Source organism: gamma proteobacterium SS-5, from assembly GCA_009497875.2.
GTDB classification, from domain to species: Bacteria; Pseudomonadota; Gammaproteobacteria; order Chromatiales; family Chromatiaceae; genus Magnetovirga; species Magnetovirga frankeli.
Map to the genome: position 1 here is coordinate 3,401,791 of CP032508.2, position 13,076 is coordinate 3,414,866.

Here is a 13,076-nt window from a genome sequence, read left to right on the forward strand (position 1 = left end):
TCTAATAAAATATTATACTTTTGGTCTTTGTATTAATTGTTGCATAAGTAATGGCAGTATATAATTGGCTGCATGAGCACACAGATCGAAATACGTGAACAGCGCCGTAGGGAGGTGGTCGAGGCCATCGTGTTGAGGCAAGAGCCTGTGCATTTAGTGCAGCGAATTTACAATGTGCCGGAACGCTCCGTGTTTAACTGGCTGTCTCTGTATCGCAGTGGTGGCTGGGATGCGTTACGTGAGGGAGCGCGCAGTGGCCGTCCGCGCAAACTGTCAACGGAAGACATGCGCTGGGTCTATTACGCGGTAACCCTGGGAAACCCGCAGCAGTACCAGTTCGATTTCTGCCTGTGGACACTCAATGCCTTACGGACGCTGATCGAAAAGGAACGCAAGGTCAAACTGAGCAAGAGCGCCGTCAGTCGTCTGCTGAGGCATTTGGGCCTCAGCCCGCAGCGCCCCATCTACAAGTCCTACCAGCAAGACCCGCGCAAGATCGACCGCTACCTCAAGGAAACCTTTCCCGAGGCCGTGGCACAGGCGCAGCGCCTTGGCGCGGCCATCTTCTTCGTGGATGAGGCTGCAGTGCGCAGTGATGCCCATCGCGGCCTGACCTGGGGCAAGATCGGCCAAACGCCCGTGGTGAAGAACAGCGGTGGCCGCTTTGGTCTGAAGGTGATCAGCGCGGTCTCGCCTCGCGGCGACATGCGTTTCAGCTTTATCGAAGACAAAATGAACTCGACGAAATTTATCGCCTTCCTGAAAAAGCTGCACCGTGATGCCGGCCAGCCGATCTTGGTCATTACCGACAATGCCCGCTATCACCACAGCAAGGAAACGCAGCGATTCATCGCTGAACAGGAGGGCAAGATACTGCTGGCTTTCCTGCCCGCATATTCCCCGGAGCTCAATCCCGATGAGCAGGTGTGGAACCATGCCAAGCGACGCTTGAGCCAACTTTCAATATTCAACCTGCGCGATATGAAGCGGCACCTGACGTCCATACTGCGCTCTATCCAGAAGCAGGGCTCGCTCATTCGCAGTTTCTTCAGAATGGACAGCACCCGGTATATATTGGAAGCCTTGGGATAAACTGCCAATACTTTTGCAACGATTAATATCCGATCGAGAAGGTCTGTGGCTGCGCCCATCAGTTTCTCCGCTCGTTCGACTTTCAGGGTCGGGAACTGATTTATTGCGATCCCCCTTATTTGCACCACACCCGCCGTTCCAAACGCCGTTATCGTTTCGAGTACGAGGAAAGTGATCATGTGCAATTGCTGGAACTGCTCAAGCAATTGCCTTGTGCGGTGATCCTCTCCGGCTATCCCTCGGCGCTCTACGACGATCGGCTGGGAGCGTGGCGTACCTTGGAACTGCAAGTGATGAATCAGGCCGGGGTCAGAACCGAGAAGCTGTGGTTCAACTTCACCCCGGACCGGGTGCACTGGCCGAGCTTTGCGGGGCGCAACTTCACGCACCGCCAGAGCATCAAACGCAAGGCACAGAGTTGGGGGCGACGCTATCAGGCCATGCCTCCTGCCGAACGGCTGGCGGTACTGTCCTCGATCATGGCGGTGGAAGCCGGCGAAGTGTTCGAGTAGCCCGGCCCATGACAATCGACAACATCCCGGTCGAGCAGACCCTCGAGTCGGTCAGACGGCAGCTCGACGAGGAGAAAAACCTCTCCCCGGCACTGCGTGCATCGCTGGAGCTGTTGCTGACCCTGACCACGTTGCTGTTGAACCGACTGGGTCTCAATAGCCGCAACAGCTCCAAGCCCCCGTCCACTGACCCCAATCGCAAGAAGGCGGGGAAAAACGGCAACAACAATACCCCCGGTGCCCAGAAAGGCCATACGGGCAACCACCTGGAACTGGTCGATGATCCGGACCATGTCGAGTGGCTCCCGGTGGATCGTGCCACGCTTCCCACCGATGGCATCTTCCGGTGTATCGGCTATGAGCGCCGCCAGGTGTTCGATATCCACATTTCCCGGGTGGTCACGGAATATCGGGCCGAGATCCTGGCCGATGCACGGGAGCAACGCGTGGTCGCTCCCTTCCCGGATCATGTCAAGGTCAAGACCCAGTACGCCGCCGGGGTCAAAATCCACTCGGTTTACATGTCGCTGTTCCAACTGCTGCCCTACCAGCGCATCGAGGAGCACTTTGCCGATCAGTTCGGCCTTCCCTTGAGTGCCGGCAGCCTCTACAACTTCAACAAGGAGGTTTACGAAATGCTGGCCCCGTTTGAGGACTGGGCAAAGCGCGAGCTGTCGCGGGCGCTCCTGTTGCATGCCGACGAGACCGGGATCAACATCGGCGGAAAACGCAAATGACTGCATGTGCTATGCAGTGCCACCCTGACCCTGCTGATGCCCCATGACAAACGCGGTGGCGAGGCCATAGCGGCGATGGGGGTCCTTCCCGGGTACGCCCGCACCCTGGTACACGACCACTGGAAGCCCTACTACCAGCTTCTTTGTTACCACGCGTTGTGCAACGCTCACCACCTGCGGGAGCTGGAGCGCGCCTGGGAGCAGGATCAACAGCAGTGGGCCAAACAGGTGCAGGAACTGCTGCTGGAGATCAACAAAGCTGTCGATGAGGCGGGCGGTGTGTTGAACAGCACGCAGGCCGAGGCCTTCCGGGAACGATACCGACAACTGCTCAAAGCGGGACAGATCGAGTGTCCACCACCGGATGAGTCTCAGCGGAAAACAGGACAGCGGGGCCGACTGAAACGATCCAAATCCCGAAACCTGCTGGAACGGTTGATTCAGTTCGAGACCGATGTCCTGCGCTTCATGGTGGAACGCGACGTGCCCTTTACCAACAATCAGGGAGAACGGGATCTGCGCATGAGCAAAGTTCAGCAGAAGATCTCCGGCTGTTTCCGTTCAGAGCTCGGGGCAAGAATCTTTGCCCGCATCCGCAGCTATCTGTCCACCTGCCAGAAAAATGGGGTATCTTCCGAACAGGCATTGCGGCTCCTCTACGAGGGGCGGTGGCCTGACTTCATGGGGATGACCCCTGAATAGTTACTTTCTGAGCAAAGTCTGCAACAGCTTTACCACGTTGTCCATCAAACCGGTAGGCGGTTTTCTCAACCCATAATGCTGCGGCGTTAGAATCTTTCACCCCTTCTTCCATTGCTTTTTCTACAGCACTAGTAATCTCCGTAGGATGCGAACATATATGCATAAATTGTTCGACTTCCTGATTAAATCCATCCAGATCATTCCTGAGATAAACAACGGGCATGCCAATCGCAGAAGCATGAATCATTACCGATGAGCACGTGGTAATAAGAACATTAAAGTTTGGCAGTATATCAGCTATATTTCCATGTAAAATCCCATCTGCGCCAAAAGTTTCTAAGGTAAATCTTTCTGGACTCTCTTTTTCTACTGGGTGCAACTTATAATATAGTTCAAATCCTACATGATTCTTTCGCAGCACGTCCCAAGATGAAATTGACTTTTCTCGCCAAGAGATAGGCCAGGTAGCTCCTGCGAAAATTGCAGAAGGTACTCCATCACGCTTTGGGGTTTTACCATACAGCCGATCCAGTTCGGGCGCACCTGTGATTTGAAGTTGTGAGCCAGGACACCCATACTGCTCAAAAATCCTTTTACCCTGCACCCCCCAGCACGTACTCACCGAACCGCACCCAAGCCAATTGCGATACCGCGCCTCACCGTTGTAGACAAGCAACGTGCCGTGCTCAATCACCAATACCGGCTTACCGACGTTGCGAAATTTCGCCCCCCAATTGAGTTCTCCCGGCTCCCAACCACTGCATACGATTAGTCCGGCGTAGTCCTCTACATTAATCTGATCAGTGAGGTAAGCAGCCAACCCGCCGGCTTCGGCCAGCCCTTCCAGGCGCTCGCTAACTGCTAGAATCCGTGCTTCCGGGAGATGTGGCAACACATCTTTCAGGATGTCGACATATCGTGGATGGCTGGCAAGAACCGCCAAGGCCGACTGAGGATCGCCGCTCATCGACGGCTCATCTCTGCTGGTAACCCCGCTACGCTCTCCGTTCATAATTCTCAACCCCACTATCAAATCAATGAAGAGGAGCCGCCGGGCAAAGAAGCGTTCTCCCGGCTCTCGCTGCTATCATGCAATGCGAAACCCAGCGGAGCCGCATCCCCCCTCGATGGCACCCGGAGATTGACTGGCATACCCGCGCGTAGTTCGGTTGCATCGGCCAGACATTCGATACCGAAGTCGCTCAGCAGCGGTGCTACTGCAGCGTGAACCGACGGATCAAGCACCGCTACCCGCAGCGGCTGCCTGCGACGAATAAGCCAGACGATGGCCTCCACTTCACGCTCGATGATCAAGTCGCTGGTCCGCAACCGCACCGGACCGCTACGCGAGGCTTCATTGGAGAACGGAACCTCCCGTTCAACCAGGGATCGATAGGCCGACGAACGGCCAAACTCCTTCATCACCTTCTCGAGTTCTCCCAGCAGCCGCCCCCGACGAGCGTCGGCGGCCTCATCCAGGGCGAAGCGGTATTGGGTCTCCAACGCACGGACCGCCGGCAGCTCACCAAGTCGATCGAAGATCAGCGTCGCGTGATCAACGCACGAGGTCCTGCTCTGCTTCTCGCTGATCGACGAGAGGGTGTCGGTGGCGAACTCCGCCACGGGTACCGTCTCCACTCCGAGAGCGATCAGCGCCGCGATTCGTTTGGCCCCCTTCAGCGGAACGATGACCCCGTCGGGGTTCTCCGCTACCGGCACCGGTTTTGCGAGATTAAAACCATCACCGATGATTCGTCGGTAGATTTCAACTACGTTGGCTGCGATCCGTCGGCAATAATCCCCTGCCGACCGGTTCACTCGCTGCTCGTACTGGTAAAGCGAAGAAGACTCCGCTCTCTTCCAAAAGGCTTCATCGGCCGTCTCAAAGCCAACAGGGTCGGCGAGATAGTAGTGGGCGATGAACTCAACCATCAGCCAAGTCAGCGGTGTGTAAGGATAGGTGAGCGCGACGCAAGGATAGTTGTAGAACGCGATCCTGCGCGCACCCTCCTCGAATCGCCTTGCATTGGGATCCCCGTACCCACGCTCCTGGTAGTAGTAGTCAATCTCCTCGCCAATCATCCGCTTACACCCCGCTCGACCAATCGTAGCTGGAGACGACCTCTTCGAGAGAGACCCATTTCTCCTCCTTGGCGCTCCGTTCCGCCGCCACTACGAGGTCGGACAGCGCGCACTCCTCGGCCCACCCCTTGGGATAGGGTTCGCCGAACTCAACGCTCCTGGCGAAGGTGACGATCTCGTCGCGATATACCTTCTCCAGGTCGAGCCCGCACAACAACCGTCGTCCGCCTGGGTGCGTAACCTCGGTCTTGCCGCTCTCCACGTCGGAGAAGGTGACCGTCGAATCCGCGGCCACGTCGAAGACGAACGTACCCGACGATGTGCTCACCCGTCCCTCTCTAACCGGCAGACGATCATGCAGGTCGATGGTGAGCTCGCCGCGTACGCCGCCATCCATCTCGACCATGAGATGGTAGCTGTCGTGAGCTTCGAAATCGAGGCGACTGCAGTGACTGTGGTATGCGACGACCCGCCTAGGCCGTCCCATCATCATCAACAGCGCATTCCCCTCGAATGCAACCATCTCGCGACCGGCTCCGGTTTTCAGGCGACCCGCATAAAAGTCGTTGGGGTTCTCTCGCGGATGCCACAACGGCAGGAAGGAGGCGTAGTGGTAACGAAAGGTATTGATCTGGTGTCCGTCCTCACGCATCTGCGCGAGACGCTCTCCCAAGTAGCTGTAGAGGGGGTGGAAGTACCATGTGCCCGACGGATAGCCATGCACGCCGCTGTTCCGTTCCCGCTCTTCAAACCAGTCAACCGGTGGACGCAGGATTCCCGCCTCGCAAAAAAAGGGAACCGCATGCTCATAGCACGCTTCAAGATACTCGATATGGGTGTCGGGAGGGGTGGAGATCACCGCTGCGTCGACGCCACTCCCGAGAAGAGCCTGCAGGCTCTCCGCCGCCTCCAGCTGAAACGAGTGGCGGTCGATACAGTCTTCTATTCGCCGTGGATTTGGATCCCAGACGACGAACTCATGTCCCTCGCCTCCGAGATCTCGAATGCGTCGATTTCCCATCGACCCCAGACCGATAACACCAATCCTCATTGCATCCCCCTCAGCGCGCCCCATCGACCCATCGAACATTCAAGACGCCCGCGTACCACCGTACGCAAACGCCACGATTCCGTATCAACAACGCTTGACCATATCCGGTATGCATGCGTCTTTCCCGTCAACGTCTCTTTAGAATGCCACACCACCGTAGCTCACGGAGAATGCATTAGACCGTGCGGATGGGGTGTTCACCACAAAACCCCGCTCGCCCGCTCGTTCCATCGCGCCCAATAAGTCTCCGCGACGCCCGAGTTGATCTCGATGAGTTCGGGCTTCGCCGCTAACAGCGCTTCTATCCGCCGGACTCCAAACACCTCTCCCGGCACATACAACTCCGCCAATACCGCTTCCAGAAAGGCGAGATCCTCTTCGTAGTCAAGGGTAAAGCGCGCCTCGCTTCCGCCGTATTTCTCCCCCTCGCCCACGTGCCCGCACTTCACCCAACCGGATTCGGTGAACAACAGTTCGTAGCCGGTATCCTGGTCAACCGGGACCCGCCGGTCCATAACGCGGTGCAGTCCGTCGCGAGTGAAACAGCGCGGCGCGAGCCCCAACGGAAGCCCTCGAGCACCGACGAACTCTAAATCGTCGTTGGCCAATAGATGATCGAGCACCGAATCCATCGATTCCGGCGCGCACAACGGATCATCACCGTCGATCTCCAAGATCACCTCGGCGTCCACCCAATCGGCGGCATCGCGGAAACGGCGAACGATATCGTTCTCGTCACCGCGAAAGCAGCGCACCCCACGGGCCGCAGCGAATGCCTCCAGCGGATCGTCCGCCGATGCGGTGGTGGTGCAGATCACGACTCGTTCCGACTCTTCGATGTAGCGGCACGCGCACACCCGCTCAATGAGGTGATGCAAAACCGGATGCCCATGCAGGTCGAGCAAGCACTTGCCAGGCAACCGCTCGGAAGAGAGCCTCACCGGAATAAAACAAAACACGCCTTCGACGGTTTCCATCAGCGCGACTTCTCCGAGCTCAAAATCTCTCTCACCGCATTGCTCACGATATCGACCTCCTGCTCGGACATATGGGAAAAGAGCGGAAGACAAAGCACCCTGTCGGCAACCCGCTCCGTGACGCACAGCTCTTCTCCGGGACGCTTGAAGCGGCTGAATGCATCCATCTGGTGAAGCGGCGGATAGAAGTACTTCTTGGTCTGAATACCGCGATCCGCCAACTGGCGAGCAAGTTCGTCCCTTCCGACACCGGTCACCGTTTCGTCGACAATGATCGCCAAGTCCTTGTAGACGCTGACGCTATGCTCCTCGATCCGCTGGAAGGTGACACCCGGCACCTCGCCGAGCATGTCGATATAGTGCTGAACAAACGACAACCGGCGCGCGACCAGGCTGTCGAAGAGCGCCAGGGCTTCCACCGCCAGCGCCGCATGGAATTCGCTGATCTTGCCGTTGAGACCCCATTGAATGATGTTGTAGTCCGCTCCGGCACCGTAGTTGCGCAACAAGCGAAGGTTTTCCGCCACGCTATCGTCGTTGGTGGCGACCAGCCCTCCCTCACCGGCGGTCAACACCTTGGTCCCCGAGAGGCTGAACACCTCGGCGATGCCGAAACAGCCGATCTTTTCCCGGTGCCAGACACTGCCGAAGGCGTGGGCCGAATCGAACATCAAGGGAATATCGTGATGGGCCGCGATCCTCTCCAGTGCACGCAGGCGACAGGGGTTCCCGAAGATATGCACCCCGAGGATGGCCTTGGTTCGCGGGGTGATTCGCGCCTCCACTGAGGCGGGGTCGAGATTGAAGGTGTGTTCGTCGATGTCGGCGTAGACGGGGACCAGATTGTTCCACACTGCGGAGATACCGGTCGCACCGAAGGTGAAACTCGGCATGATGACCTCGCCCCCCTCCTCACCACCCAGGATGCGCAGCATCATCATCAACCCGGTGGTGCCACTGGTTGTCGCGACGCAGTGACGTACGCCGAGATAGCGTGCGGCACGCGCCTCGAGCTCCTCGCACTGCGCGCCGAAATTGCTCAGCATCCTGGTCTCGAAAATCGCCTGGATACGACCGGTAAGCTTTTCCAGCATCGGCAACGTCGGCTGCGCCACCGGAAGAAAGGTCCGCTCCGCGCTCTCCTGCGGTCGCGACAAGTAAATGTTGTCCGAGCGCCCCATGTACATCTGGGGCCGTTGCCCACGCACGGTGTGGCTGTCGGGGATATCGGCGACCACCGGAGTACCCGCGCCGACCATGCAATTGCGGCCGATGACGATGTCGGGAATGACCGACGAACCGATACCGACGAACGCCGCCTCGCGCACTCTCACCCGACCGGCCAACTGGGCCCCCGGCGCAATATGCACGAACGGTTCGAGCGCACAATTGTGCTCCACAATCGCACCGCTGTTTACGATCACCCCGTCACCCAGCTCCGCGCCGCGGTTGATCACCGCGCCGGCACCCACGAAGACGCCTTCTCCCAGGGTGACCTGAGGGGAGATGGAGGCATCCGGGTGAAACAACGAAACGAAACGTTTGCCCAGCGCTCGTGCCCGAGCGAACAGCTCGCGTCGACCAAAGTTGTCCCCGGCCGCAGCGAACAGTGGGAAACCGTCCGGCACCAACGCCAAGTCCTCCGTAGACCCTACCACCGGAATACCGTCGACGAGGCGGCCGAAGAGATGCTCGCTGCAATCGAGCACCGCCACCGGCCGATAACTGCGTCGCCGGTAGAGAACATCGAGGACCACCCCACAGTGCCCGTCTATTCGCCCACCGAGAAGCACCAGCGGTTCTTCACCGGCACCGCTCCCGTTCCGCCCCAAGCGCTCAAACCAGAAACCCATGCGCTCGCTACGTAACGCCTCTTCATCCACGAGGTAGCCCGCGCGGCTGATCAGTCGCGAGCGCTCCCTCTCGCCGCCCTCGGCGAACAGCGAATCCAGTCGCGTGACGTCATCCTTCAGGACGACACCGCAGAAACGGCTTCTCCGCGCGATACGCTCCAGCTCGTCGCTGGTGAGTTCTTGCTGGGGGAAGTTGGCCGATCCGAGCCAGTAGGGTTCGAGGTCGTACGCGGTGACGGGGAGATCACCGGCCTCCAGCGCGCGGGCGACAAGCGCGGCATCGAGCAGCGACGCTCGAAGCCCAAAGGGGAAACGGGCATTGGCGAGCACGCCGCCGTCCAGAGATGCTGCCACCGCCAACAGGTCATCGAGAATCAGCAGCGACAGCGGGGAGTAGAGGTCGAGCACCACCACGCGACCGCGTCCCGTGAACTCGACCGCCGCGGAGAACAATCCCGCCAATCCCGCGCCGCCATCCACCTCTCGCGGCTCCGCGTATTCGAAGTGGGATGCCAACTCGACATCGACGAACAGTGGATAACGTTCAAGGGCGGAACATTCGCTCCACAGCCGCTGCCAAAGAGCGATCAAGCGGGCGAACTCATCGCTCTCCGCGCCGAGCCAATGACGACCCGCGTCACCAACGATTACGACACTATGGTTCATGCCACCCTCTTCGGACCAGTCAGTCCCCGCGCGATCACATCCACCACGCGAAGCAGCCCACTCCCGTCCACCAGTGTCCGCCCCGCCCTAATCATTTCGGCACGAACAGCGGATTCGTTTAGCACGGTTTCCAACGCCCGCTCCAACGCCACATCATCGAACCCGCCATCGCGACACGCGATGGCGGTCGCGCCGAATCCTGCCAACCGTTCGATGTGCTCCATCTGCTGCTCGGATTGACACACCGCGACCCCGGGAGTCCCCGCCGCGAGGCGTTCAAAGAGCGTATTTCCGCCGGCGGTGACGGCGAGCGCCGCGCCACGCAATCGGCGGGGGAAGTCGTCCACGTCTTCGCTCCAAGCGAAGCGTACCGAGCGGCGCCGAAGTTCCTCCTCGATCGCCTCCTTGCCGCAGTAACCGCCGCCGGTGACGATCTCCAACGACCACTCCTCGGGCAGGAGCCGCGCCACCGTATCAATCACCGGCCCGATCAGATCCCGCTGATCAACGCCCCCAAGGGAGACGAGAATCGTCCGCTCGCGCGCCGCTTCGGCAACCGGCGCGGCGGCATAGTCAACCGGCATCACAAAATAACGAGGTCCGTAGTGGTAGGAGACTCCATTGATCACTTCGTCGGAAGCGCCGCTGAGTCCGGGAGAGGTAAGGAAGACGTGATCGGCCACCGTGGTTATCTTGTGATTTTCGTCGGACACCGCGCAAACCAGGTAATCCTCCGAACGCAGAGGCGACACCGCCTCGGCCCGCGCCACCCGCTGGAAGACGTCCACCCAAATCATCTTCGCGCCCAAGCGCTTGGCCAAGCCGCGAAACGCCTCGTTCTCGGCCTCCAAGTCATCACCGGTGGAAAGTCGCGTAGTCGGGATTCCGGCGCGATCCAACACGCCTTCGGCCAACGGATCGGGTCTCACCAAGGCATGAAGTTCGAGGCCTGTGCGCCGCGCCAACGCCTCGCCGACGAGCAGGCTGCGGCGTATGTGGCCGAGACCGACCTGTTTACCACCATCACATCGAAGAAGGATCATGCTCAGACATCATCCCACGACAGCAACTGATCCTCCTTCAAATCCCGTCTTGCCGCGCGCCCGACGATCAACTCCAGATACTTCGGCTGGATGCCGTCACCCGGCCGCTTGATCGCCAACATCTCGCGCGTGATAACCGTCCCCCGCGCGATCGGGCAGTCGGCGACGATGCTGCGCCGCAACGCATGGACGGTGCTGCGTTCGTCGTCACTGACCCGTTTCTCTGTTCCGCCAAGCGCCCGCTCCACCGAGCGAATCTCCCGCACCATCTGGCCCAGTTCATTGACGGAAAGCGACGCTTTGTGGTCCGGCCCCTCGGCATTACGATCGAGGGTAAAGTGTTTCTCGATCACGTCTGCCCCCAACGCCACCGCCGCCACAGACACTCCGATGCCGACCGTGTGATCGGAGTAGCCAACCGGACAGTTGAATGCCCGGCGCATGGTCTCCATCGCATTTAGATGCACATCCTCCAACCGTGCAGGGTAATTAGAAGTGCAGTGCAATAGACACAATGGAGTATTAAATTTACGGAAGAGGTTAACTGCGTCCTCGATATCCCCTAAAGACGACATACCTGTAGATAAAATCACCGGACATCCGGCTGCAGCAATATATCGCAACAGTGGAGTATTAGTAAGGTTGCCAGAGTCTACTTTTATCGCAGAAACGCCTAGACTTAATAGCAAATCAACGCCACCTTCATAAAATGGCGTGGATAAGAAAGTGATTCCCAGGCGATTACAGTGATCATATATGCGTTGGTGAGTGCACTCGTCAAGCTCCAGTTGTTTTAACATGTAGTACTGAGAGCCATAGCCAGTATTAATCTTTTGATACGGAGCTTTCTGGAGGGCGCGAGTTACCAAATGCTCAGGTTTGAAAGTCTGAAACTTAACCGCATCAGCACCTGCAGAAGCAGCTGCAGCTACTAGTGCCAAAGCCGTCGCTAATTCTCCATTATGATTAACACCAGCTTCGGCTATTATATACGTGCTATTCTTGGGCCCAATTAAACGAGAGCCCAACTGAATTGTATCAACCGAAATCGGCATTAAACTTTCTCCATACGGGCTTAATTGGTTCGCCAATATAATGTTGGCTAAGTGGCGGATTATCAATAGCTTTACGGCATTCTTCAAGAGCAATTTTAAATGCTTTTATTGTAATATCAAGTGTCTCGTCATCATGAGAGTAGCTGATTGCTATCCAAGGAGATAAGATGCCTTGATTAATCATCCTAGATTGAAAGATAGTTAACAACTCGTACGAGACTCTAGCATCAACTCCTAATGCTTTTAGCCGAGGGCTGCAGGGGTATCCTACCATGGTCAACCGTCTATCAAGCCCATATTCAGAAGAAATTTTATTGAAAGCCTCCATCATCAGGCGACCATAAGTCCACATGTGTTCAATTACTGGTTCTCGCCGCATAAAGCGAATTGTTGCCAAGGCAGCAGCCAGGCCATGTGCTTCAGCACCGTGGGTACCCGAGAGTAAAAAAACTCTTGGCTTGTCATGACATAAACCACCGAGTTCCATAATCTCTCTACGCCCACAGAGCATACTTACGCTAAAGCCATTTGCACAACCTTTCCCAAAAGTACATAAATCTGGTGATATCCCAATTAAGTTTTGTGCTCCACGTAGATCATAGCGAAATCCAGTAATTATCTCGTCAAATATCAATACAATGCCCTCCTTCTCAGTAAGGGCCCTGAGATGCCTCAGAAAATCATCCTCAGGTTGGAATCGATCTGAAAGTGGCTCCATAATTACTGCTGCAATATCTCCTGGATGCTGATCAACTAATGTCTGAAGTGAAGAAATATTGTTATAGTGAAACTTCAATGTAAGCTGTGCAATTTCCTGAGGTATTCCGCTATTACAAGGAGTAGAACCAATAAACCAATCATAAAATGAGTAGAAAGGATCTTCACCACAAACCACAATGTATTTTCTGCCGGTATATGCGCGGGCCAAACGTACGGCTGCCGCAGTAACATCGGAACCATTCTTGGCAAACTTCACCATTTCTGCGGCAGGAATTAAATCAATAATTTCTTCAGCTAAATCCAGTTCAATCGTAGATGGTCGAGTAAAATTAGAACCTTTATCTAACTGTGCCTTTACAGATTTTAGTACATAGGGGTGGCAGTGACCCAAAGTCACTGACCTTAAGCCCATTCCATAGTCGACATAACGATTTCCATCAACATCATAAATATAAGCGCCTTGGCCACGTTCAATAAGGCCTGGTGCAGGAAAAGGGAACTGATCTCTACCTTTACTATAAGTATGACAGCCTGCCGGTACTATTAACTCAAGCCGCTCAGATGAATTAGAGCTTATCATAGGCTC

At 56.8% G+C, this 13,076-nt stretch carries 10 protein-coding genes and 1 pseudogene; 3 read left to right on the forward strand and 8 right to left on the reverse strand.

Translation table 11 applies throughout. The annotated features are described in order from the left end of the window. Positions 1–72: 72 nt before the first annotated feature. The 3 genes and pseudogenes from D5125_03865 to D5125_03875 all read left to right on the forward strand — a co-directional run bounded on the left by D5125_03865 (position 73) and on the right by D5125_03875 (position 3,043). The gene (locus D5125_03865; GenBank protein QFY88686.1) at positions 73–1,092 is read left to right on the forward strand and encodes an IS630 family transposase; all 1,020 of its coding nucleotides are present in this window, start codon (positions 73–75) and stop codon (positions 1,090–1,092) included. Between the two features lie 119 nt (positions 1,093–1,211). After that, positions 1,212–1,604 carry a hypothetical protein gene (locus tag D5125_03870; protein ID QPB72203.1) on the forward strand — a complete coding sequence of 131 codons (393 nt, stop codon included), beginning with the start codon at positions 1,212–1,214 and terminating at the stop codon, positions 1,602–1,604. An 8-nt stretch (positions 1,605–1,612) separates the two neighbouring features. Beyond that, positions 1,613–3,043, forward strand: a pseudogene (locus tag D5125_03875) (IS66 family transposase). Here the strand turns inward: D5125_03875 and D5125_17330 are convergent. From D5125_17330 to D5125_03910, 8 genes are all read right to left on the reverse strand, one after another. After that, on the reverse strand, positions 3,021–4,010 hold the full coding sequence (locus D5125_17330; GenBank protein ID QPB72204.1) for a hypothetical protein: 990 nt from the start codon (positions 4,008–4,010) through the stop codon (positions 3,021–3,023). The pseudogene D5125_03875 and the gene D5125_17330 sit on opposite strands and share 23 nt — an antisense overlap. Positions 4,011–4,072: 62 nt before the next feature. After that, positions 4,073–5,125 (reverse strand): hypothetical protein, encoded by a 1,053-nt coding sequence (locus tag D5125_03880; protein ID QFY88687.1) that lies wholly within the window; start codon positions 5,123–5,125, stop codon positions 4,073–4,075. Positions 5,126–5,129: 4 nt separating this feature from the next. After that, positions 5,130–6,176, reverse strand: coding sequence for a Gfo/Idh/MocA family oxidoreductase (locus D5125_03885; protein QFY88688.2), 1,047 nt, complete (start codon positions 6,174–6,176; stop codon positions 5,130–5,132). Between the two features lie 197 nt (positions 6,177–6,373). Further along, positions 6,374–7,153, reverse strand: a complete 780-nt coding sequence (locus D5125_03890) for an NTP transferase domain-containing protein (GenBank protein QFY88689.1) — start codon at positions 7,151–7,153, stop codon at positions 6,374–6,376. Next, positions 7,153–9,672 (reverse strand): NeuD/PglB/VioB family sugar acetyltransferase, encoded by a 2,520-nt coding sequence (locus D5125_03895; protein QFY88690.1) that lies wholly within the window; start codon positions 9,670–9,672, stop codon positions 7,153–7,155. The genes D5125_03890 and D5125_03895 overlap by 1 nt, the downstream gene beginning before the upstream one ends. After that, positions 9,669–10,715, reverse strand: a complete 1,047-nt coding sequence (locus tag D5125_03900) for a hypothetical protein (GenBank protein ID QFY88691.1) — start codon at positions 10,713–10,715, stop codon at positions 9,669–9,671. The genes D5125_03895 and D5125_03900 overlap by 4 nt, the downstream gene beginning before the upstream one ends. Positions 10,716–10,717: 2 nt before the next feature. Beyond that, positions 10,718–11,770 (reverse strand): N-acetylneuraminate synthase, encoded by a 1,053-nt coding sequence (gene neuB / locus D5125_03905; GenBank protein QFY88692.1) that lies wholly within the window; start codon positions 11,768–11,770, stop codon positions 10,718–10,720. Then, positions 11,754–13,070 carry a glutamate-1-semialdehyde 2,1-aminomutase gene (locus D5125_03910; protein QFY88693.1) on the reverse strand — a complete coding sequence of 439 codons (1,317 nt, stop codon included), beginning with the start codon at positions 13,068–13,070 and terminating at the stop codon, positions 11,754–11,756. The genes neuB and D5125_03910 overlap by 17 nt, the downstream gene beginning before the upstream one ends. Positions 13,071–13,076: the final 6 nt, after the last annotated feature.